We start from the raw sequence: 22,028 nt of genomic DNA, 5'->3' as shown, positions 1-22,028 counted from the left end.
CCCGACATGGCTAAAAAACGAGTTTTGATCACCGGCGGCGCCGCCGGCATTGGCGCCGCCTGTGCAGCCCGCTGCGAGGCAGACGGCTACGAAGCGGTCGTGATCGACCGCGTGGGCGACGGCATCATCGCCGACCTCTCCGACGTCGAGGCCACGGCGCACGCGCTGTCGCGCGCGCTTGCGGACGGACCCATCACGCGCCTCATCAACAACGTGGGCATCGTGGTCCCGGCGGACGCCGAACACCAGACGCTCGAAGAGCTCGAACAAGCGTGGGCGCTCAATGTGCGCTGCGCACAGCAGTGCATGCAGGCGCTGCTGCCGGGCATGAAAGCCGCGGGCTTCGGGCGCATCGTGAACATGTCCTCGCGCGCGGCGCTCGGCAAGGAATTGCGCACCGCGTATTCGGCCACCAAGGCAGCGCTCATCGGCATGACGCGCGTCTGGGCGCTGGAGCTGGGCGCTTTCGGCATTACCGCCAACGCCATCGGACCGGGCCCGATCCGCACCGAGCTGTTCGATCGCGCCAACCCGCCTGGCGCGCCGCGCACGCAAGCCATCGTCAACGCGGTGCCGGTGAAGCGCGTGGGCACGCCCGACGACATCGCGCACGCCGCGTCGTATCTGCTCGACGCGCGCAGCGGCTTCGTCACGGGCCAGGTGCTCTATGTATGCGGCGGCATGACGGTCGGCGTCGCGGGAGTCTGATGATGCAACCCGCCGGCCAACTTGAAGCACATAGCGGCACGACTACAACGGTCCCCGGCGCGCGGCGCGCGGGCATCGTCGGCGTGGGCAGCATCGGCGTGGCGTTCGCGCTTCAGTTCGCACGCGCGGGCTGGGGCGTGCGCCTCTTCGACCCCGACGCAGCGCGACGCGCGGCAGCGCCCGCCGAACTCGCCGCGCGTCTCGCGGACCTCGCGCGGACCGGCCCGGGCCCGGAGCTGATCGACGAAAGCGCAGCGCTGATCGCCGCGCGCGTGGAAGTGGTCGCCACGCTGGAAGCCGCGGCCGCCAACGCCGATCTCGTGCAGGAATGCGCGCCGGAGCGCGCCGAGCTCAAGCGCGAACTCTTCGCCCAGATCGATCGCGCCGCGCCAGCGCATGCGATTCTTGCAAGCGCCTCGTCGTTTCTCGCGGCGTCGAAATTCGTCGATGAAACTTTGCCGGGCCATGCGCGCTGCCTCGTGGCGCATCCCGGCAATCCGCCTTATCTCGTGCCCGTGGTGGAGATCGTGCCTGCGCCGTTCACGTCGCCGGCCGCCATCGCGCGCGCCAACGCGCTCTACACCGAAGCGGGCCTGCTGCCCGTGCACGTGAAGAAGGAAGTGACCGGCTTCATCTTCAACCGGCTGCAAGGCGCGCTGCTGCGCGAAGCGTATTGCCTCGTGCGCGACGGCGTGGCCTCGGTCGACGACATCGACACGGTGGTGCGCGAAGGACTCGCGCCGCGCTGGTCCGTGATCGGCCCGTTCGAGACCGTCGACCTGAACACGCGCGGCGGCATCGCTTCGCATGCGCTGAAGATGGGGCCGTCCTATGAGCAGATGGGCGCCGAGCGCGGCCAGCACGACCCGTGGACGCCCGAGCTCGTCGCGCAAGTGGAAGCCGCGCGCCGCGCGGCGCTGCCGCTCGATCAATGGGAGGCGCGCGTGGCGTGGCGCGACCGCCAGCTCATGCGGCTCGCTAAACATCGCAAAAGCGCGCCGCCCAACGAAGATTGAAGCGAACGCTCGCGCAAGCGCGACGTCGCCGCAAGAGAGACCACACGACTATTACGACTGAGAAGAGACAGACCCATGCAACGAATCACCGCGTTTTTCACCGAGCTGATGCGCCGGTACTTGCCCGATCCCTTTGTCTTTGCGATCGGCCTCACCTTGCTCACGATGGTGCTGGCCGTAACCGTGCAAGGCCAGGCCATCAGCGCGCTCACCACGAGTTGGGGCAAAGGCTTCTGGGCGCTGCTCGCCTTCACGACGCAAATGGCCGTGATTCTCGCAATGGGCTACGTGCTCGCCACTGCGCCGCTCACCGACCGGTTTCTCGACCGCCTCGTTTCGCACGTGAACTCGCCGCGCACGGCGATTATCGTGGCCACGCTGGTGGGCGGCATCGGTAGCTGGCTCAACTGGGGCTTCGGCCTCGTGGTGGGCGGCATTGTCGCGCGCAAGCTCGCGCTGCGCGTGAAGGGCGTGCACTATCCGCTCATCATCGCGTCGGCATACAGCGGCTTCACGCTCTATGGCCTCGGACTTTCCGCCAGCATTCCCGTGCTGATTTCGACCAAGGGCCATCCGCTCGAAGCGCAGATGGGCATCGTTCCGCTCTCCGAAACGATTTTCTCCCCCACCATGCTGATCACGAGCCTCGTGACCATCGTGACTCTGCCGCTCCTGAACGCGTGGCTGCATCCGAAAGCGGGCCAACCGGTGAAGGAGATCGACCGAGCGCTCGACGCGGCACCCAAGGCCGCCGCTCCCGTGCTCGACACCGAAGAAAGCGGCACGCTCGCCCATCGCTTGAACAACAGCCGCTTGTTGAGCCTCGTGATCGGCGCAATCGGCATGGGTTATGTGGCGCTGCACTTCGTCAAGGGCGGCTCGATCGACCTGAATCTCATCAACTTCTTTATTCTGTTCCTCGGCATTCTGCTGCTGGGCACGCCCATCCGCTACGTCGAGAAACTCAATGAAGGCATTCGCACGATCAGCGGCATCATTCTTCAATATCCGTTCTATGCGGGCATCATGGCGATCATGGCGTCCTCGGGACTCGTCGAGACGCTTTCCGCGGCCTTCGTCAAGGTTGCCACGCCTGCCACGCTGCCGTTCTGGGGCTTGGTCAGCTCGTTCGTCATAAACTTCTTCGCGCCCTCGGGCGGCGGCCACTGGGTCATCCAGGGCCCGTTCATGATCGAGGCCGCCAAGACGATTGGCGCATCCGTGGGCCACACCTCCGTTGCCGTGATGCTCGGCAACGCCTGGAACGATCTCGTGCAGCCGTTCTGGATTCTGCCGGCGCTCGCGCTCTCGCGGCTCAAGCTCAAGGACATCATGGGCTATACGGTCATCATGATGTTCTGGATCGGCATCGTCTATTCGGTGGCGATTCTCATTTGGGGCTAATCCCGGCAACGCTTTAAAACCCACACTCACTATTAACCGGAGACCGAACGTGCTCTATCTAGTGCATATGCAGGTGCAAATTCCGCATGGCACCGACGCCGCCTGCGTCGATGCATTGAAGGCAGAAGAGAAAGCGTTCTCGCAAAGGCTGCAACGCGAAGGCAAGTGGCGTCACTTATGGCGCGTCGCGGGCGAGTACGCGAACTACAGCGTTTTCGACGTGGAGTCGAACGACGAACTGCACACGCTGCTTGCCGCGCTGCCGCTCTTCCCGTTCATGAAAATCGCGGTCACGCCGCTGGCCCAGCATCCCTCGGCCATCGCGCCGAATTGAACCGGCGCAGCCAGCCCGGGAAATACACACGGCCCGCTGGCGAAATGCACCTCATGAGCGCATTTCGCACAGCGGGCCGAATGTCCGATCGGATAACCGGACGATCAGGCTTCGATTAGAAGCGGTGACGCAGACCCACCGTTGCGGCGACCTGGTTCGGCGTGGTCGACGGCGACAGCGTGTTGATCATGGCAACGTTCGAAACGCCGTTCAGCTGGCCCGAAGCGTGTTGATAGACGCCTTCGACATAAACGTCGGTGCGCTTCGAGAGCGAGTAGTCGGCCTGCAGCGAAACCGTGTGCCACTTCGGATCGGCCGAACCCACGTTGCTCGTGAGCTTGCCGTCCGTGTAGGTGTACGAGGCGTCGAGGCTCAGTGCCGGCGTCAGCGCATAGCGGCCGTTCAGTTCGAAGTTGTCAAGGCGCAGGCCCGTGTTCGGTTGCGTGAACACGATTTGCGTATTGCCGCCCTGGCCGCCCGACATCAAGCCCTGGTATTGCGTGTGGGTCCACACGAAGCCCACCGTCGCCGGGCCATACGTGTAGTTCAGGCCAGCACCAAAGGTGCGCTGCGTTTCCGCCGCCAGGTTGAAGTTATTGCCAGCGCCCGCCGAGTTCGCGCCATTCGCGTTGCTGTTCGTGCGCGAGTTGTTCATCTGCAGGTAAGCCGCCGCGAAATTCAGCGGGCCATTACCGTACGATGCGCCAAGGCTCCATGCGCGGTTGTTCGCGAACTGGCCCGCGTCGTTGCTGAAGCCATACAGTCCGCCGAACTTGAAGCCTGCGTAGTTGGCGCTCGAATACTTGACCGAGTTCTTGATCGAGAACGAGTGATCGAGGTTGTCGTTATCGAACGGGTGAGCGGCCATGTTGTTGCCGTAGCCCGAGCCGGCTTCCGAAAGCGGCGACAGATAATCGACCATCGAATCGTACTGGCGGCCCAGCGTCAGTGCGCCGTACTGGTCGCTTTGCAGACCGACATAGGCCTGGCGGTTGAACATCGTGCCGGCTTCCGTGTCGCGGCCGTTGTTCAGGTTAAAGCCGTTTTCCAACCTGAAGATGGCATGCAAGCCGCCGCCCAGGTCCTCACTGCCCTTCAGGCCGAAGTACGTATCGGACAGCGCGCCGCTGCCCTGATTCCAGGCGGCGTGGCCGCCTGCGTTGTTCGCATAGACGATACCCGCGTCCAGTGCGCCGTACAGCGTAACGCTGCTTTGTGCGTGAGCCGAAACTGCGAATGCGCTCAGGACGCCCGCAATAATCAAAGTGTGCTTCATGACTTTCCTTTGTGACATTCAGACCGAGCTGAAGTGGCCCGGGTACTGGAACCACTCCGTCAATCCCGGAGCGAAGTTTAAGTGCGCATATCCGGGCAATGGCGCGCCCTCACGCTGGAACAGTCAATTGCGAAATATGGAAATATCGGAATTTCCGTGCTTAAAACCCTGTGCAATAAGGAAAATTTGATAATCGCACTGTCATCGGCGCGTCATGGCCGTGTGGCAATCGCGCGACGTTACGATCGAATCGGTGAATCAGATTATTGTGGAATTCGACTCCCTTTCTTTCAGTTACCTGTACAGCACGATGCCTTTTTGCTCCGCCTCGAAAAACGTGTTGACGCGCCGCAGGTCCGCTACCTAGAATTTGAAAATCGTCACAAAAGGGGCTAACGCCTTGGACACCAGCAGTTGTCGATCTTCGAATTGTTTCGCTGCCTGACCGGCAGGACGTCCGCGCTCCCCTTTCACAGCCGCCGTCCTGCCCGCAGGCAGACGGTGCGCGCCGCAGCAATACTCCCCGTGCACCCCAAAATTTAGCGCCGTATGGGCAGCGCTTTCGCGCGTCCGCACGGCAGACGTTGCGAGCCTGCGCTCGCAACGGCGCTCGTACGCGCCTCACGCATGAAGGAGCCGCCATGCCGGATAGTGACAGTCATCCCATACGTCCGACCATTTTGAATTTTCTATTTCTGAACACGGAAAGCGAGTAGACCTCCGCCGCCCTGCGCTCCGCGCGCATGGCCCGCCGGGCCTGCTGGCTTTTCGCCGAACGCGTCGAGCCAGACGCCCGGAGCAACACCATGTCATTCGCACTCCTGCTTTCCAGCCTGCCTCGAATCGAACTGGCGCGCAGCCATTACACCAGCCTGCTCGCGCTGCACGAACCCGCGCCGAGCCTGATCGCGCGCCTCTGGCAACGCCTCAAGCATCTCCGCTCGTAAACGGCACGCCCTCGCCATTTACCCAGACAACTCAAAAGACGAGAACGCCATGTCCACTCCGACCAACTTCACCCAGGCGAACGTATCGCCGCCACGCAGCGCGGTGCTCGACGAGGCCCACCTCGGCGACATCAAAGGTGCGCTCGGCACCATCTCCCACTACGACCTGGCCCCGCGCTCGGGGTGGTGGGCGCGCCTGCGCACGCTGCTTGCCATCCTCGGGCCCGGCCTCATCGTGATGGTGGGCGACAACGATGCGGGCGCCTTCGGCACCTATACGCAAGCCGGCCAGAATTACGGCACCACCCTGCTCTGGACGCTGCTGCTGCTCGTTCCCGTGCTCTACGTGAACCAGGAAATGGTGCTGCGCCTTGGCGCGGTCACCGGTGTGGGCCATGCACGCCTGATCTTCGAGCGCTTCGGCAAGTTCTGGGGCGCCTTCAGCGTGATCGACCTGTTCATCCTCAATGCGCTCACGATCGTGACCGAGTTCATCGGCATTACGTTCGTGCTCGATTTCTTCGGCATCCCGAAGATCATGGGCGTGTGTATTGCCGCGGCTCTAACCATGGCGGCGGTCAGCACGGGTGACTTCAGACGCTTCGAGCGATTCGCCGTCGTGCTGTGTGTGTTGAGTCTGCTGCTCGTGCCCGTGCTCGTGACGATTCATCCACCCGTCGGGCAGATGGCGCGCGACTTCTTTATCCCTGGCTGGCCGGCCCATTCGAAGCTTTCGGATGTGATGCTGCTCGTAATCGGCATCGTCGGCACTACCGTAGCGCCGTGGCAATTGTTCTTCCAGCAAAGCTACGTGATCGACAAGCGCATCACGCCGCGCTTCATGAAGTACGAAAAAGCCGATTTGTGGATCGGCATCTTCTTCGTGCTGATTGGCGCCGTGGCCATGATCGCGTTCTGCTCGCAGCTATTTGCCGGCAAGCCCGAGGTCGGCGGCTTCACCGACGCGGGCGGCGTGATCGCCGGCCTCGAAAAGTATGCGGGGCACACCTCGGCCGTGCTGTTCGCGATCGCGCTGTTCGATGCGGCCATTATCGGCGCGGCGGCGGTGTCGCTTTCGACGGCATACGCAATCGGCGACGTGTTCAAGATCCGCCACTCGCTGCATCGCGGCGTATCCGACGCGAAGGGCTTTTATCTGGTCTATTTCGGCATCGTGGCCGCCGCTGCCGCCATCGTGCTGATTCCGGGCAGCCCGTTGGGCCTCCTGACAGAAGCTGTGCAAACCCTCGCGGGCGTGCTGCTGCCGAGCGCCACCGTGTTTCTGCTGCTGTTGTGCAACGACCGTGCGGTGCTCGGCCCGTGGGTCAATTCGAAGGCGCTCAATCTGTTCACGGGCGCGGTCGTCTGGGTGCTGGTGATGCTGTCGATCATCCTCACCGCTTCGGTCATGTATCCCGACATGAGCGGCGAAACGATCATCGACATCCTCGCGGCCGGCACGCTGCTTGCCGTGGCCGGTCATGCCGTCGTGCTTGCGTGGCGCTGGCTGCGCGGCGAAAGCCCAGCCGCGGCCCAAAGCTGGCCCGCGGGCGCGCGCGATATGTGGCGCATGCCGCCGCTCGCCGAATTACCGCCGCCTAACCTCACGCTCGCCAAGCGCGTGTGGATGGGCGTGCTGCGCGGTTATCTGCTTATCGCGGTGATTCTGGTGATTGTGAAGGTCGTGCAAATGATGCTGATGCACTGAGCGCCAAGGTGGCCGCCTGAATAGCGGCCACCGCGATTCCCCCTACGCCGCCCGCGAGCAATGAGCCGGCATCTTCAGTGCCGCCTCGTCGGCCATGAGCGCCTGCGGAATGAACTCCTTGAGAAAGTCGACGAAGGTTCTGATCTTCGCGTCGAGATATTGCCGCGATGCATACATCGCGTACACCGTGAGCTTCTGCAGCAAATAATCGGGCAATACCCGCAGCAAGGAGCCGCTGCGCAGCGCGGGCACCGCGCTCGACATGGGCAGCGAGCCAATACCCACGCCCTCGCGCAACGCGCCGGCGAGTGCATCCGCAACGTTCACCTGAAACGTCGAGGGCGGCAATTCGAATGTTTCCGCGCCATCCGGCCCTTCGAGATGCCAGCGATCACGCGGGAAAACCGGCGTGATCAACTGAAGACACGCGTGGCCCACCAGTTCGGCGACACTGTGCGGCGCGCCGCGCTCGCTCAGATAACCGGGCGAAGCGCACAGCACGCTATGCACCCAGCCCAGCGTCTGCGAAACGAGCGCCGAATCGGGCAACTCCGCCGAACTCAGTTGAAGCGTCACGTCATACCCTTCGTCGAGCAAATCGGGAACGTGCTGCGAGAGCGTGAGTTCCACCGCAACCGAGGGGTAGCGCTTCTGGTACTGCATGATGGCGGGCACCAGATAGGCCTGCCCGAAACTCGTGGTGGCATGAACCCGCAGTCTCCCGGACGGCAGCGCTTGCGCATCGCCCGCCTCGGCTTCCGCCTGATCGATGTACGCGAGAATCTGCTCGCAGCGCCGCAAATAGCGCTCGCCGGCTTCGGTGAGCGCCACGCGGCGCGTGCTGCGGTTGAGCAAGCGTGCTTGCAGATGCGTTTCCAGGCTCGCCACTGCGCGCGACGCGAATGCGGTCGTAATGTCGAGGCGATGAGCGGCGGCCGTAAAGCCGCCTTCTTCGGCAACGCGGACGAAAATCCGCATGCAGTTGAGCGTATCCATCTGATGAAAGAAACAGGGTGGGCGTGGGCGCGGGACTGTCCGGACCCGGCGATCTGACACCGGCAAGCTTACCATTCATGCCCGCGCGACGTGCCAGATCGCTTCAGATCTCATCCCTGCGCGCGGCGGCACGAAGTAAACATCTAAATACGCGCGATAATTCGCCTTCGTCGTTTTTTTGCCGAGCCGGGTATGCCCAAGCCTGAACTGGCGCCTTCCGAACATGCCTGGTGGGGTGTGATCGCATTGGCGCTTTCCGCTTTCATTTTCAATACCACCGAATTCGTGCCCGTTGCGCTGCTCAGCGCGATTGGCGACAGCCTTCACATGCAGGCCACCAACGTCGGCCTCATGCTGACGATTTATGCGTGGACGGTGGCAGTGGTGTCGCTTCCGCTAACCGTGCTCACGCGCGCCGTCGAGCGCCGCAAATTGCTGATCGGCGTGTTCGTGCTGTTCATCGGCAGTCACATCGTCACTTCGGTCGCCTGGAACTTTCCCGCGTTGATAGCGGGCCGCCTGGGCATTGCCTGCGCGCACGCGATCTTCTGGTCGATCTCGGTCTCGCTTGTGGTGAGAATCGCGCCGCCGTCGAAGAAAGGCCAGGCGCTCGGCCTGCTCGCCATGGGCACCTCGATTGCGATGGTGGCCGGCATCCCGCTCGGGCGCGTGATTGGCGAAACGCTGGGCTGGCGCGTCACGTTCCTGGCGATCGCGGGCGCGGCGGCCGTCGTCTTGCTGATGCTGCGCGCCACCCTGCCCGAGCTTCAGAGCGTGCAATCGGGTTCGCTCAGGAACCTGCCCACGCTATTCAGAAAGCCGACGCTCGCCCTGCTCTACCTGATCACGATTCTCGTCGTCTCCGCGCACTTTACGTCGTACACGTATATCGAGCCCTTCATTCAGAGCGTCAATCACGCGAGCGAAAGCCGCATTACCTATATTCTGGTGTTGTTCGGCAGCGCCGGCATTCCCGCCGCAATTTGTTTTAACCGCATTTTCCCAAGGCATCCGAACCAATTTTTGCTGGCGTCGATCGTCACGCTGGCTTCGTGCCTGCTGGTCCTGTTTCCGTGCGCGCTCGGCATCGTCACGCTCTCCGTGCATACCGTGGTCTGGGGCGGCGCGATCGTGTGTTTCGGTCTGGCGATGCAGGCCTGGATCCTGAAACTCGCGCCCGAAGCAACGGATCTCGCCGTGTCGATCTATTCAGGCTTGTATAACGTGGGCATTGGCGCCGGCGCGCTGCTGGGCAACCATATCGCCCAGGATTTCGGGCTGCCGTGGACCGGCACGTTTGGCGGCCTCGTGGGCGGGCTGGGCGTGGGAATCTGCTGGCTGGCATTGCGCTTCAAGCACGAGGAAGCGTCAAGAAGCGCCAGCCAGCCGGTCCGGTAAGGAAGGGGAAATACGCCGGAATTACACGACGTTCTTTTCAACGATGGGACGGTTCTCCAGCACGCGGGCCCAGCTCAGCGAAGACAGATCGAGACTCGCATACTTGCCGCGGATAATGAGCTCGCTCACGCCGCGCCCCGTTGCCGGACCCTGCTGCAAGCCGTGGCCGCTATAGCCATTGGCGAACACGCAGTTTTCGATCGCCGGGTGATAGCCGATGATCGCGTTGTGGTCGAACACGTTGTATTCGTAGTAGCCGGACCAGCAATGCTCGACGCGCAGCGCTTCGAATCCCGGCACCCGGTGAGCCAGCGTGGGCCAGATGACTTCGTCGAACAGATTGTGATCGACTTCGTCGAGCGGCAAATCGTTCGGGTCGTTCTCTTCGCCCGGCGAGGTCCCGGTGATGTACGTCGCGCCTTCGGGCCGGAAATAGACGCCGGTGGGATCGATCAGCAGCGGGCTATTCGCAAGCCGCGCCGGCGACGACACATTGAAAATACTGCGTCGACGCGCGTACACGGGAATGTCGATGCCCATCATCTCGGCGATGCGGCGCGCCCACGCGCCCGCGGCGTTCACAAGCGTATCGCAGGCATAACGCTCGCCGTTGCTCGCCAGCACCTGTGTGACCTTGCGGCCATCGAGTTCGAGACCGTTCACGTCCGCAGCCACATAACGCGCGCCCAGCGACTGCGCCTTCTTGCGCAACGCCTGCACGAGCCCATAGCCGTCGAACCAGCCTTCGCCGCTAACGCCATAGGCGCCCGCAGCAATATCGTCCACGTTCAGCCACGGAAATTTTTGCTTCAGCGCGTCCGGCGAGAGCAACGCGATATCCGCGCCGAGGCGCGTTTGCAGCGCATGGTTCTCGCGCAGCGTGGCCTCGCCCGAGGGCGTGGCAAGAAACAGATAGCCGCCCTCGTGCAGGTCGATGGACGGCTTGTGGCCGTCCACCGCGAGCCGCTCGCCAATGTCGCGAAGAAATTCGATGCCGTACAGCGACATCTGAATCGACAGCGGCGTGGAGAACTGCTGCCGGATCGAGGCCGCCGACAACGCCGACGACGACCTCGCATAGCTCGGATCCCGTTCGATCACCGTCACGCCAATCGTCGGGTCCGTTGCGCGCAAGAAGTACGCAATAGAACTACCGATCACCCCGCCGCCAACGATTACGACTTTTGCGCTCACGACTCGCTCCAGATTGCGATTTTTTAGTCGATGTTGAAGTCGATGCCTTGCGCGAGCGGCAGCGCCGACGAGAAGTTCACCGTGTTCGTCGCGCGGCGCATATAGGCCTTCCATGCATCCGAGCCCGACTCGCGGCCGCCGCCGGTTTCCTTCTCGCCGCCGAATGCGCCGCCGATTTCCGCGCCGCTCGGGCCAATGTTCACATTGGCAATGCCGCAATCGCTGCCCGATGCCGAAAGGAAACGCTCGCTCTCGCGCAGGTCGGTCGTGAACACACACGACGACAGGCCGTGATGCGCGGCGTTGTTGGCTTCGATGGCGTCCTCGAAACGGCTGTACTTGAGCACGTAAAGAATGGGCGCAAAGGTCTCGGTGAGCACGACCTCGGTTTGCGCGGGCATCTCGACGATGGCCGGGCGCACATAGAAGCCCTTTTCGTTGCCCGCGACCACGTGGCGCTCGCCGCCGAAGACCTTGCCGCCTTCGCTGCGTGCCTTTTCCAGCGCAGCCTGCATGCGATTGAACGATTGCTCGTCGATGAGCGGTCCCATCAGCGTGCCCTGCTCCAGCGGGTTGCCGATCGACACCTTGCCGTAGAACGTCTTCAGGCGCTCCACGGTCTGCTCATAAACGCTCTCGTGCACGAACAGGCGGCGCAGCGACGTGCAGCGCTGGCCCGCGGTGCCGACCGCAGAGAACAGAATGCCGCGCAGCGCGAGCTCCATGTCCGCGGTGCCCGAAACAATACCCGCGTTGTTGCCGCCGAGTTCCAGAATCGTGCGGCCAAAGCGGCGCGCGACTTCCACGCCTACCGCGCGGCCCATTTCGGTGCTGCCCGTCGCGCTCACGATATTCGAACGCGGATCGGCCACCAGCTTCGCGCCCACGTCGCGCCCGCCGTTCACGAGGCTCGTGAGACCTTCTGGCGCGCCGCCGAACTCCTTGAGCGCGTCCTGCAGAATCTTGTCGACGGCCAGGGCGGTCAGCGGCGTCTTTTCCGAAGGCTTCCAGATCACCGCGTTGCCGCACACGAGCGCGAGCGCGGCATTCCACGACCACACGGCCGCCGGGAAATTGAATGCCGAGATCACCGTGCACACGCCCATCGGATGCCAGCTTTCGGCCATGCGGTGGCCCGGGCGCTCCGAAGCGATGGTCAAGCCATACAGCTGACGCGACAGGCCCACGGCGAAGTCGCAGATGTCGATCATCTCCTGCACTTCGCCCAGCCCTTCCTGAAGGATCTTGCCGGTTTCGAGCGTGATGATGGCGCCCAGCGCGGCCTTGCGCTCGCGCAGCTTGTTGCCGAGCACGCGCACCAGTTCTCCGCGGCGCGGCGCCGGCACGTTGCGCCAGACCTTGAATGCCTCGTGAGCCTTCGCCAGCGCGGCGTCGGCTTCAGCGACCGACTGGCTCGCCACGCGGCCAATCAGCTCGCCATTGATGGGCGAATGCACGGCGATGTCGCCGGCCTCGGCGAGATGGGAAATGCCAAGTTCCGAAAGGATGGTGGATGCGTTCACTGGGAGACCTCGTCGATGTTTCCGATAGGAAATTTTGTTGCTGAAACAGACTATACACGCAGACCGATGCCCGGGCAATGTTCCAGGCAAGGCAAGCCGCAGCCGCTGCTTTCCGGAAAATTTCGTATCGGAAACTGATGTGTTTTGAAGTTGCAGTGGCATTGTCGGCAGCCACTGGAGCGGCATCAACCGATATCTATGCACGACCTGATGCGCTTTAGTCATCAAGCCCAAGGAAATGGGGGATTCAACGAGGTGCTGCAGAGAGGGCGAGGTATCGGGAGATACCCCATTGGCGGGGGGCGTGCGGCGAATTGGGCGAATTCGGGAGACGAATCGATGGCGGCTGTAACCGATCGATACCGATCGGAGCCGATTGGGGCGACGGCCGCCGCCCGCGCTCAGAACTGAGCGATGCGCTGATACTGATTGGCGTTGCTGGTGGCCTGCATGGCCGTGCGGTATTCCGTGCTCAAGGATTCCTGCGCGGCTTGCGCGGCTTGTGCGACGCGCAGATCAATCGCCTGGATTTCCCTGAGCGTGGCGAGCGCGCCGGCCGATTGCTGCACAGGAAGCGACATAAGCAGCGGCGAGCGCTCGCTCGCGAGCTGCGCCGCGCGCTCCCATTCGCCCACGGCGGCCGCCTGCTCGATGTCTTTCGTGAACTGCCGGATGCGTTCGATCTGCGCCAGTGCTTGCATGACCCATGACCTCGTCAGTTCTTGTTGGTGGCCATCGCGCCCGCGCTGTTCTGGCCGCCGAATAGCTGGGTGAGATATTGCTGGTTATTGCTCATCGTCGCCATCAGCGTATTGAGCGCCGTGAATTGCGCGGTGTACATGCTCGTGAGCTGCGACCGATACGTCGCCAGCGACGACTGCTGCGTCGAGAGATTCGTCAGGTCTGTGTTGAGCGCCTTGGTGCGCGTCTGGATCGCGCCGCTGCTCGACAGATAGCTCGTGATATTGGTGTTCAACTGCGCGGCCACGCCGTTGGTCGAGCTGAACAACTTGGCCACCGTAGCCTGGTTGTTCTGCAGCGCGCTGCTCAATGTGCTGCTGTCGACCGCGAGCGAACCGTCGGCGTTCAGCGTCACGCCGATTGTCGCGAGACTCGTGGTGGTGTTGCCGTTCTTCACGCCGGTCGCGACGATCGAGGCCAACTGGTTGCGCACGAGGTTCAGCGTGGAGTCGCCGAGCAGCACGCCCTGCGAAGTCGCGGTCGAACTGTATGCGGTGAGAGTGCCCATGGTCGTCACGAGCGTGTTGTAGAGCGTGACGAAATTGTTGATCGCATTCGACTGCGAGCTCGTGTCCTGCGCGATCGTGAGCGTTTGCGGCGAAGAGCCCGTGGTGTCCACCGATGCGGCGCTCAGGCTCAGCGTGACGCCCGCGAGCGCGGAAGTCACCGAGTTCGTCGCGTTGGTCACGCCGGTGCCGTCGAGCGTGAAATAGGCGTCCTGCGCCGCGGTCGTCTGGGTCCAGTTGGGTGTGGCCGGCGAGCCGGAAGACTGCACGTTGCTGAGCGTCGACTGGTTGGCCTTGAGCTGCGCGCTGGTCGCGCTCGCGTTGCCGCTGAGCGACGTGCCGGGATTGCCGGTCACCGCCAGGCCGTTCAACGGGTCGCCCGAGGCCGTATCGCTGACCTGGATGCTGATGGCGTTCTGCGATCCGGTGGCGTTCGCGTGCAGCACGAGGTGCGCGCCATCGGCGCCATTCACGACCGTGGCCGTCACGCCGGGATTGTTGCTCGCGCTATTGATCGCCGCCGCAATGCCGGAAACCGTGCTATTGCTGCTGTTCAGCGAAATCGTGGTGCTCGCGCCGCCAATCGACAGCGTCATCGTGCTCGGCACCGAAGCGAGCGGCTGGCTCGCGCCATAGCCCCTCGACGTGAGGACCTGCGCGGTCGCGATCTGCGCGACGTCGATCGAATACGTCCCAGCCACCGCTCCGGTGGTCGCGGTGGCCGCGATGCCGGTGCCGCTCGTGCTCGCCTTGAAGGCGTTGACGGTCGTGCCGTCCGAGAGCGAGCTGAGGCCCGCCTGCAGCGCCGAAAGCGCGGCCGAGAGCGTGCCGTATGCGGAAATCTGCGTGTTGTCCAGTTGCGCCTGCGAGGACAGTGTCGCGGCCTGGCCCGCGATCTTGCTATTGACGAGCGCCGTGACGAGCGAGCTCACGTCCATCGACGAATTGCCGGTCGAGCCGCTGATGACCGACTGCGCGGCTTGCTGCAGCGCGCTGTTGGCCGATGCTGCGGCGCTGGAGGCCAGATTCGCGTTCGAGGTACCGGATACGGTGGACATGAAGGAGCTCCGTGCGTCGGCGATGCCGGGTGAATCGGTTCAAATACGGTTCGGGTTTAAAAACGCCAAACGGGAGGCGATCCTCCCGGTTGGCAAGCGCCGCGCGCCCCGGGTATGGCGGGCGGAACGCGCGGCGCGTACTGCTTGACTCACATGAAGCGCTTGTTACTGCAGGAGCTTCAGGATCTGCTGCGGCTGCGAGTTTGCTTGCGCGAGCACCGAGATGCCGGCTTGCTGGAGCACTTGGGCTTTGCTCAGGGCAGCGGTTTCCGCTGCGAAGTTGGCGTCCTGGATTTGCGACTGCGCTTGCGACAGGTCGGTCGACTGGGCTTGCTGCGTCGTGCTGATTGCCGAGAACCGGTTTTGCGCTGCGCCGAGGTTTGCCTGCATGTTGTTAACCGTGTTCAGCGCGCTGTCAATAGACTGGATGGCCTGGTTCGCGCCGGTCTGGGTGCTGATGTCGATGGTGGACACTTTGCTAACGGTATTGTTAGCGTCGATCGACGTCGTCGTAGTGGCATTGTTCTGGAAGCTTGCCGGAACGGAGAACGCACCTGCTTGGGCCAAGGTACCGCCCCCGGTGATTGACAAGAGGTCGCCATCGGTTGCGGTCCCGTTTGCCGTGTCGGTCAAGCCGAGCGTGGTTAGCACGCCGCTCGAAAGCTGGTTAGGCGTTTGCGTAACGTCAGAATTGTTCGCCGCAAAGCGGTAGCCACCGCTACCGTCGGTGTAGACCTGGATCGAAGTGATCGCTGCGCCCGATTGCGCGCCCGTATTGAGCGAACCGTCGGCGTTCAAGTTCAGGCCGGTCAACTGGCCGACCAACTGGTTCGGCGTGGTGAGACTTGTCTTTGCCTGGCCCGAATTCGTCGCGCTGATCGCGCCAATAGCCTGGTTAGCGGCCGTGACCTGGGCCGCCTGGTAGCTTGCGCCATTGTTCGCTGCGAGTGCGCCGCTGGTCGTCAGCGTCAGAGCGGTGCCGGTACCCGTAGTGACGCCGCTGAACAGGGTTGATTGTGCGCCCGCGCTCAGCGCCGTGTTGTTCTGGTCAGTGAACTGGAACCCACCGTTGCCGTCAGCGATAACGTTGATGGAGGTGACCGACGCGCCCGTGCCGCTGTAAGCGCCGCCCGAAGTGGGATCGAGACTCAGGCCAGTGTAGGTGCCGAGCACAGTGCCTTTCGCCGCGAGTCCACCGCCGAGCGAGGCAGCCGAAACGCTTTGCGAGAGATTCATGTTGATCGTCTGGCCGACGTTCGCGCCGACCTGAAACGAGACGTTGCCCAGCGAGCCGTTCAGCACGTTCATGCCGTTGTATGTCGTTTGCGACGCAATACGGTTGATTTCCGAAACCTGCTGCGAGACTTCCTGTTGCAGCGCTTGGCGGTCCGTATTGGTCATGCTGCCGTTCGACGCTTGCGTCGCCAACTGACGAATCCGCTGCAAGCTATTCGTCAGCGACGACAGGCCGCTCGATGCCGTTTGCACCATCGACACGCCGTCATTAGCGTTCGACACGCCCTGATTCAGACCGTTGATCTGGGTCTGCATGATGTTCGAGATCGCAAGACCCGCTGCATCGTCCGCTGCGCTGTTGATGCGCTTGCCAGACGACAGGCGCGTAATCGCTTGCGAAAGCGCGCTACCCGAGCTGGTCAGGTTCTGTTGCGCGACGAGCGAGTTGATATTGCTATTGATTCCGAGCATGGAAATTCTCCTGATTGGGACTGAGCCCGTTTGCGCCACGGCGACCGTGGCGTCGGCGGACTTTCAAACGCGTAGTTCCGACCGCCATGCTTGGGGTAACGACCGTCCACCAGGGAACTTTAGAGGGACGTATGCAAAAAATCTGATTTTATGCCAGTCGAGGGATGGAAAAGCGCTCTGGGAATGGCGCGCGAATTGCCGAAAAAAACATGCTAAATATTTGATTTTTATTAGCAATCTAGCCGGCGCCTCAGCCCGCGCCCTGCAAGCGATCGCAGGCGATCATAGGCGCGCGGATCCGCGCGCTCCAAAATGGTTTTGGGGTCTTGCGGATCCGCGTAATTGACCAGCCGAGCTATTTACGGCGCGGGCGCAACAAACACATCGGTGGGATTGTTTACATTGCCGGTCGTTTGCACGAAGAACGGCACGAACGCCGTATCGGTTGCACCCAACCCTTCATAGTCGCCGACAAAATACCCTTCGGCATAGGGCGCGGTTTTCATATCGAAGGACCCCGCGATATGCAACTCGTTGCCGAAATTCTGGCCCCCGCGCGGCGAGGTAGTACGCCAGTAATCGGTCGGCAGCGTGGTGTCCGTGGACTTGAGATTGCGGAAGTCGTAATACGTGACGGCCACCGTTCCAGCCGGGTTGACGCGCACAGCAGGATTAAACGCCGGCCGTCCCGAAGGCGTATTCACCCGGATAGGCGCGCTCCACGTCTTGCCGCCATCGGCGGACGTCGATAGCGCAACCTCGTCGTACTTCCCGCCATTGAAGCGCGAATCCTGCCAAACGACATAAAGCTGCCCCGTCGCCGGATCGATCGCGGGTTCGGGAATGATGTCCCCGGTGCGTACCGGCGTGCCGGAATTGGGATCAAAAACCGAGACCGTTTGCAGCGTCGAGATGATCTTCGGTTGGGTCCACGTGGCGCCATCGTCGGTGGATTTGATGAACGCTACCCTGCCTGCGCCTTTATTGAATGGCGGCGTGATCAAATCGAAAAAGTCGTAAAGCGTACCGTCCTGCTGATTAACCACGATCTGATTGCCGATCGTCTGTTGCCGCGAGGGTACCTTCACGATTTCTGCGGGAGAACTCCAGGTCTTGCCGCCATCCACGGTCTTCGAGAACAATGTCGGGCCCCTGTAAGCGGCCGTATGCAAATTCGCGTAGGGATTGCCGTTCGGCAGTTCGAGCCGGTCCCATACCGCATACGCCACGCCGGCCTTGATCGGATTCGCGGTCACCGACTCCTTGTCGTTGAAGAACTGCAAGGTAGGCTCGTTGTTGGCGATGATCACGCTGAGGTTGCCCCAGGTCTGACCGCCATCGCTGGAAACCGCTGCGGCCACGGCATTGCTGTTATTCGAGTTGTTGAACGAGATGGAAACGGCATAGGCGGTGCCGTCCGGACCGATGGACACCCATGGGTCGGAGGCGCGCTCGTACCCGAGCCCGTTCGCGCATGCGCTAAACGGCAGAGACGTTTGCCCCCATGTGTGGCCGCCGTCGAAGGAGAAGCCGGCAACGAGCCCATGAGAGCCGCCATCCGACCAGCGGTCCTGCTGCCAGGCGCCGATGAGGTTGGAAGTGTTTGTCGGGTTCACTGCCACCCACGGCTCGACCTCGCTATTGACAAAGACCGTACTGCTCGGTGATCCGCCAATGGTGCAAGTGGCAAAAGGGCTTGGACCCGAGACCAGTGTGGGGCCGGCCGAGGCCGGTGAGCTAACCGCGAGCGTGGCAGCCGCCGAGACTCCAAGCAGCATGACCCGAGATTTGTTGCGTCGCATGGAAGGATTCCTTATCAATATGCGGCCCGCAACAGCCATGGGCCGTCAGCACGGGTATCGCCAGCGCGACGGTCACGCAATTGCACGACTTGCTATCAGCCTTTTCCGCTGGCTACCTGGTCACACCAATTTGATAACGCCGTACTCCGGCTCCGTCGATCGGCAGGGAGTGCATTTGAATTTAGATCACACGAAAGCACTTGAACTGAAATTTTTTGTAACAAACCTGCCCAGGCGTTCACTCATTCCTGAACGTTTGTGAATTAGCAGCTCGGGCATTTTTACTCCACCGGGAAAAGTGAATTGAGCCGGAGGGCATTTATTACCTCGCCGTCCGATCCTAAGCTTCACTCAACGACCGCAATACAGGCCGGTCGTTTCGCTCCATGTTCCCGAGGTAGTCGTCATGAAAACCCTGATTCAAGCCATTGCCGTCGCTTCGGCTCTCGCTGTGCCGGCGCTCAGTTTCGCCGCGCAAAACCAGCCTTTGACCCGCGCGCAGGTTCGTAACGAGTATGTCCAGCTCAAGCAGGCCGGGTACGAAGCAACGGACTACAACTACGAGGCCAGCATGCGGGCCGCCGAAGCGAAACTTGCGCATAAGTCGGAAGCCCCGGCACATTGAGGGCTTTTCCCCGGCCACGTGCCGATAAATAAAATCGATGCCCGCGTAAACACCTCGCAAGCTTGAGTATTGGCGTTCCGGTAAAGTCGACGTCCATGGAACACCGCTGACATGGACGACAACGACCTTCCCAATCTCGCGTGTCTGTATGCGGTACTGCGCGTGGCCGAAATGGGCAGCGTGAGCCGCGCGGCCACGGCCCTCTTTCGTGCCCAGTCGGCCATTACGCGGGCCGTGCAGCAGGTAGAAACCACGCTGGACGCGCCGCTGTTCGACCGCAAGCCATCGGGCATGGTCGCGACGCCCGTGGGCCGGGCGGTGCTCAAGCGCAGCGAGCGCGTGTTCACCGAACTCAACGAGCTGGCAAGCTGGTGTGCGATGCGCCAATCGCGCAAGCGCGCCACGCCGCAAGGCGGCTTGCCGGCCTACCTGCTCAACACCCGCCGGCTGCAGTTGTTTTCAACGCTCGCGCGCTACCGGCACATGCCCAGTGCGGCGCGCGCGCTGAACGTCACGCAGCCCGCGGTCAGCAGCGCAGTGCGCATACTCGAAACCGGCGCGGGGTTTCCGCTGTTCCATCGTCATCCGCGCGGCCTGCTGCTGACGACCGACGGCGAAACCTTCCTGCTGCACGTGCGCCGCGCGTTGAACGACTTGCGCCACGTCCCCGATGATGTCGCCGCGCTGCATGGCAGCGTTCAGGGCGTCGTCACGGTGGGTGCGCTGCCGCTCGGCCGCACGCTGATCCTGCCGGAAGCGGTCGCGCGCGTCGTCACGCGGTTTCCCAAGGTGCGCGTGATCACCGACGAGAGCGCCTATGAAGCGCTGGTCGCGGGCGTGCGCGCGGGCGACATCGACTTCATCCTCGGCGCGCTGCGCGCGAACGACGCCACGAGCGGCCTGGAAAACGAAAAGCTGATGTCGGAGAATCTGGTCATCCTCGCGCGGCACGACCATCCGCTCGCCAAGGTGAAAGATCTCTCCATCAAAAATCTCGGCGACGCGCAGTGGGTGCTGCCAAGCAGCCACTCGCCCACGCGGCGGCTGTTCGAGGCGCTGTTTCGCCGCGCGAAAATCAAGCCGCCGATGCCCACTGTCGAAACGGCGGACCTCGCCATTATTCGGGGGCTGCTGCTGCATACCGACATGATTGCTGTGCTCGGCGCGCAGCAGCTGCATTACGAGTGCGCTTCCGGCATGCTGGCCGTGCTCGATGTGCCCATGCGCGACACGACCCGCGATATTGGCTTGACCACGCGCACCGGCAGCCCGCCCTCTCCGGCCGCGCACGAGCTCATCAACGCGATACGCCTCGTCTCGACCGAGATCGCCCGCACGCCGCGCCCGCAATAAAAAATTGGCTGCTCGCGCGTTTAATTTGGTTCACCCATACTCGTTTCACTCTGAAAAGCAGCCCCGTTTTCCGAACACCAACAAAGATGGAGCGTGCGATGCCAAGGGTCATGCGAAACGCGGGTCTGGCACTGCTGACGTTTTATTTGGCGAGCGCCAGTGTTCTCGTCCAGGCCGGTTCGGCCTGCAATGGCGCGAACTGCTCTTCCCGGGGCCAGTTGATCGAGCAGCGCACAACCTTGCGCCTGAGCGCGAACGACTTCACGAAGCTGCTGGCCGCCAACGCGACGGGCCAGCAATTGCTGCAGGTGGCCAGCATGCCGCGTTGCGATATCGAAATCCGGTATTTCCGTTACGCCACGATCGGCGGCGCGGGCGAACCCACGATGTCGAGCGCGGCCCTCATGATTCCCGGCGGCGGCGCGTCCTGCACCGGCCCGCGTCCGCTCATGCTATACGCCCACGGAACCACGACGTACCGCCACTACAACATCGCCGACATTACCCAGACCGACAAGGCCAATGGCGACGGCGCCGGCGAAGGCATTAGCGTGGCGGCAATCTACGCCGCGCAAGGTTATATCGTGGTGGCGAGCAACTATGCGGGTTACTCTGGCTCGCCATTGCCGTACCACCCGTATCTGAACGGCGACCAGCAATCGGGCGATGTCATCGATTCATTGCGCGCGGCCCGCACCGCGATGGCCCTTCCGGGCCTGGGAAGCGCGACGCGCGAAAACGGCAAACTGTTCGTCACCGGCTATTCGCAGGGCGGCTATGTGGCGCTCGCCGCGCACCGCGCACTGCAGGCGGCGGGCGTCAGCGTCACCGCCTCCGCGCCCGGTTCGGGCCCCTACGCACTGGGCGCCATGGCCGACGCGCTAGTCCAGGGCGAAGTCGACCTCGGCTCCACGATCTTTACGACCCTGGTGACCACGAGCTACCAGCGCGCGTATGGAAACATCTATAACCGGCCCGGCGATTTTTACGAGGCGGCTTATGCGCCCGGCATCGACAATTTGCTGCCGAACATGGTGCCAATCGATGCGCTGATCGCCAAAGGAAAATTGCCCGAGACGCAGCTCTTCAGCAGCACTCCGCCCGCGCCGCAATTCGCGTCGCTGACGCCGCCTCAAACACCGCATTTCGCGCCGGCTCAATTGACGCCGCTATTCGCGTCGGGATTCGGCACATCGAATCTGGTGCGTAATGCCTATCGTCTGAACATGCTTCAGGACCAGATTGCCAATCCCGATGGCGCTTACCCGACGCCAACCGTTGCGATGGCGCCCGCTGCCCACCCGGCTCAACCGTTGCGCCAGGCATTCATGCGCAACGATCTGCGCAACTGGGTGCCGCGCGCACCGGTGCTGCTCTGCGGCGGCCACCTCGACCCAACCGTGTACTTCGCCAACGCGACGATCGAACAGGCTTATTGGAGCAACGCCCATATCGCGCCGGGTCTGACGAGCGTCCTCGATGTCGATTCCGCGGCTGGCGTGAATGATCCGTTTGCCTCGGTCAAAACGGGCTTCGCGCAGGCAGAAGCGCAGGTCGCCCAGCAGGCGATTCAGGCCGGTGCGACCGATAACGGTTCCAATGCCATCATGCAGGCTTACCACGCTGAACTCGTCGCGCCGTTCTGCATGGTCGCGGCGCGCGGCTTCTTCGGCAACTTCTGATTCAATGTTCGCGGCGCTGAATATACGAACACCTGCGCGCAGGGCTCCAA

At 62.7% G+C, this 22,028-nt stretch carries 19 protein-coding genes; 11 read left to right on the top strand and 8 right to left on the bottom strand.

From position 1 onward, the window contains the following. Positions 1-6: 6 nt before the first annotated feature. From NH14_RS04090 to catC, 4 genes are all read left to right on the top strand, one after another. Entirely contained in the window at positions 7-708 is a 702-nt protein-coding gene (locus NH14_RS04090; protein ID WP_035521327.1) for an SDR family oxidoreductase, read from the top strand. Then, entirely contained in the window at positions 708-1,724 is a 1,017-nt protein-coding gene (locus tag NH14_RS04085) for a 3-hydroxyacyl-CoA dehydrogenase (RefSeq protein ID WP_152617041.1), read from the top strand. The genes NH14_RS04090 and NH14_RS04085 overlap by 1 nt, the downstream gene beginning before the upstream one ends. 75 nt (positions 1,725-1,799) lie before the next feature. Continuing rightward, positions 1,800-3,128, top strand: a complete 1,329-nt coding sequence (locus tag NH14_RS04080) for a short-chain fatty acid transporter (protein WP_035521329.1) — start codon at positions 1,800-1,802, stop codon at positions 3,126-3,128. A 49-nt stretch (positions 3,129-3,177) separates the two neighbouring features. Continuing rightward, complete coding sequence (gene catC, locus NH14_RS04075) at positions 3,178-3,462, top strand: muconolactone Delta-isomerase (protein ID WP_035521331.1); 285 nt, start codon at positions 3,178-3,180, stop codon at positions 3,460-3,462. A 115-nt stretch (positions 3,463-3,577) separates the two neighbouring features. Here the strand turns inward: catC and NH14_RS04070 are convergent, their stop codons facing one another. Further along, complete coding sequence (locus tag NH14_RS04070; RefSeq protein ID WP_035521333.1) at positions 3,578-4,738, bottom strand: porin; 1,161 nt, start codon at positions 4,736-4,738, stop codon at positions 3,578-3,580. Between the two features lie 806 nt (positions 4,739-5,544). Between NH14_RS04070 and NH14_RS04065 the strand changes: the two genes are divergently transcribed. Both NH14_RS04065 and NH14_RS04060 read left to right on the top strand, forming a co-directional pair. Beyond that, entirely contained in the window at positions 5,545-5,685 is a 141-nt protein-coding gene (locus NH14_RS04065; RefSeq protein WP_167556468.1) for a hypothetical protein, read from the top strand. Between the two features lie 49 nt (positions 5,686-5,734). Then, entirely contained in the window at positions 5,735-7,393 is a 1,659-nt protein-coding gene (locus NH14_RS04060; RefSeq protein WP_035521335.1) for an NRAMP family divalent metal transporter, read from the top strand. Positions 7,394-7,435: 42 nt separating this feature from the next. Here the strand turns inward: NH14_RS04060 and NH14_RS04055 are convergent, their stop codons facing one another. Beyond that, on the bottom strand, positions 7,436-8,389 hold the full coding sequence (locus NH14_RS04055; protein WP_035521337.1) for a LysR family transcriptional regulator: 954 nt from the start codon (positions 8,387-8,389) through the stop codon (positions 7,436-7,438). Positions 8,390-8,581: 192 nt separating this feature from the next. Between NH14_RS04055 and NH14_RS04050 the strand changes: the two genes are divergently transcribed. Next, the gene (locus NH14_RS04050; protein WP_035521339.1) at positions 8,582-9,787 is read left to right on the top strand and encodes a sugar transporter; all 1,206 of its coding nucleotides are present in this window, start codon (positions 8,582-8,584) and stop codon (positions 9,785-9,787) included. Between the two features lie 21 nt (positions 9,788-9,808). Here the strand turns inward: NH14_RS04050 and NH14_RS04045 are convergent, their stop codons facing one another. The 6 genes from NH14_RS04045 to NH14_RS04020 form a co-directional block, all read right to left on the bottom strand. After that, entirely contained in the window at positions 9,809-10,981 is a 1,173-nt protein-coding gene (locus tag NH14_RS04045) for an NAD(P)/FAD-dependent oxidoreductase (RefSeq protein ID WP_035521341.1), read from the bottom strand. A gap of 23 nt (positions 10,982-11,004) precedes the next feature. Next, positions 11,005-12,504: an L-piperidine-6-carboxylate dehydrogenase gene (gene amaB, locus NH14_RS04040; protein WP_035521343.1), complete on the bottom strand. Its 1,500-nt coding sequence runs from the start codon at positions 12,502-12,504 to the stop codon at positions 11,005-11,007. Positions 12,505-12,905: 401 nt separating this feature from the next. Next, on the bottom strand, positions 12,906-13,205 hold the full coding sequence (gene fliT / locus NH14_RS04035) for a flagellar protein FliT (protein WP_035521345.1): 300 nt from the start codon (positions 13,203-13,205) through the stop codon (positions 12,906-12,908). A gap of 14 nt (positions 13,206-13,219) precedes the next feature. Continuing rightward, positions 13,220-14,809, bottom strand: a complete 1,590-nt coding sequence (gene fliD / locus NH14_RS04030; protein ID WP_035521347.1) for a flagellar filament capping protein FliD — start codon at positions 14,807-14,809, stop codon at positions 13,220-13,222. A gap of 165 nt (positions 14,810-14,974) precedes the next feature. Then, positions 14,975-16,516, bottom strand: coding sequence for a flagellin N-terminal helical domain-containing protein (locus NH14_RS04025; protein ID WP_035521349.1), 1,542 nt, complete (start codon positions 16,514-16,516; stop codon positions 14,975-14,977). Positions 16,517-16,875: 359 nt separating this feature from the next. After that, positions 16,876-18,318: a sialidase family protein gene (locus tag NH14_RS04020; RefSeq protein ID WP_035521350.1), complete on the bottom strand. Its 1,443-nt coding sequence runs from the start codon at positions 18,316-18,318 to the stop codon at positions 16,876-16,878. On the opposite strand from NH14_RS04020, the gene NH14_RS04015 reads away from it, so the two are divergent. The 4 genes from NH14_RS04015 to NH14_RS04000 all read left to right on the top strand — a co-directional run bounded on the left by NH14_RS04015 (position 18,317) and on the right by NH14_RS04000 (position 21,978). Continuing rightward, positions 18,317-18,580, top strand: a complete 264-nt coding sequence (locus NH14_RS04015; RefSeq protein ID WP_152617042.1) for a hypothetical protein — start codon at positions 18,317-18,319, stop codon at positions 18,578-18,580. The genes NH14_RS04020 and NH14_RS04015 overlap by 2 nt on opposite strands. A gap of 144 nt (positions 18,581-18,724) precedes the next feature. Then, entirely contained in the window at positions 18,725-18,943 is a 219-nt protein-coding gene (locus tag NH14_RS04010) for a DUF4148 domain-containing protein (RefSeq protein WP_035521352.1), read from the top strand. A gap of 111 nt (positions 18,944-19,054) precedes the next feature. After that, complete coding sequence (locus NH14_RS04005; protein ID WP_035521353.1) at positions 19,055-20,296, top strand: LysR family transcriptional regulator; 1,242 nt, start codon at positions 19,055-19,057, stop codon at positions 20,294-20,296. A 98-nt stretch (positions 20,297-20,394) separates the two neighbouring features. Next, a complete protein-coding gene (locus tag NH14_RS04000) occupies positions 20,395-21,978 on the top strand; it encodes an alpha/beta hydrolase family protein (protein WP_035521354.1) in 1,584 nt (527 codons plus the stop codon). Positions 21,979-22,028 lie beyond the last annotated feature (50 nt).

It is taken from the genome of Paraburkholderia sacchari (assembly GCF_000785435.2).
In the GTDB taxonomy this organism is placed as follows: domain Bacteria; phylum Pseudomonadota; class Gammaproteobacteria; order Burkholderiales; family Burkholderiaceae; genus Paraburkholderia; species Paraburkholderia sacchari.
The sequence above is the reverse complement of the archived record's forward strand: the minus strand, read 5'-3'. Positions and strand labels throughout refer to the sequence as shown.

Bases quoted from the DNA above. Each gene is read 5' to 3' on its own strand.
- NH14_RS04090 (WP_035521327.1), top strand. From the start codon at position 7: ATGGCTAAAAAACGAGTTTTGATCACCGGCGGCGCCGCCGGCATTGGC.
- NH14_RS04085 (WP_152617041.1), top strand. From the start codon at position 708: ATGATGCAACCCGCCGGCCAACTTGAAGCACATAGCGGCACGACTACA.
- NH14_RS04080 (WP_035521329.1), top strand. From the start codon at position 1,800: ATGCAACGAATCACCGCGTTTTTCACCGAGCTGATGCGCCGGTACTTG.
- NH14_RS04070 (WP_035521333.1), bottom strand. From the start codon at position 4,738: ATGAAGCACACTTTGATTATTGCGGGCGTCCTGAGCGCATTCGCAGTT.
- NH14_RS04065 (WP_167556468.1), top strand. From the start codon at position 5,545: ATGTCATTCGCACTCCTGCTTTCCAGCCTGCCTCGAATCGAACTGGCG.
- NH14_RS04060 (WP_035521335.1), top strand. From the start codon at position 5,735: ATGTCCACTCCGACCAACTTCACCCAGGCGAACGTATCGCCGCCACGC.
- NH14_RS04055 (WP_035521337.1), bottom strand. From the start codon at position 8,389: ATGGATACGCTCAACTGCATGCGGATTTTCGTCCGCGTTGCCGAAGAA.
- NH14_RS04050 (WP_035521339.1), top strand. From the start codon at position 8,582: ATGCCCAAGCCTGAACTGGCGCCTTCCGAACATGCCTGGTGGGGTGTG.
- fliT (WP_035521345.1), bottom strand. From the start codon at position 13,205: ATGCAAGCACTGGCGCAGATCGAACGCATCCGGCAGTTCACGAAAGAC.
- fliD (WP_035521347.1), bottom strand. From the start codon at position 14,809: ATGTCCACCGTATCCGGTACCTCGAACGCGAATCTGGCCTCCAGCGCC.
- NH14_RS04025 (WP_035521349.1), bottom strand. From the start codon at position 16,516: ATGCTCGGAATCAATAGCAATATCAACTCGCTCGTCGCGCAACAGAAC.
- NH14_RS04015 (WP_152617042.1), top strand. From the start codon at position 18,317: ATGGAAGGATTCCTTATCAATATGCGGCCCGCAACAGCCATGGGCCGT.
- NH14_RS04020 (WP_035521350.1), bottom strand. From the start codon at position 18,318: ATGCGACGCAACAAATCTCGGGTCATGCTGCTTGGAGTCTCGGCGGCT.
- NH14_RS04010 (WP_035521352.1), top strand. From the start codon at position 18,725: ATGAAAACCCTGATTCAAGCCATTGCCGTCGCTTCGGCTCTCGCTGTG.
- NH14_RS04005 (WP_035521353.1), top strand. From the start codon at position 19,055: ATGGACGACAACGACCTTCCCAATCTCGCGTGTCTGTATGCGGTACTG.
- NH14_RS04000 (WP_035521354.1), top strand. From the start codon at position 20,395: ATGCCAAGGGTCATGCGAAACGCGGGTCTGGCACTGCTGACGTTTTAT.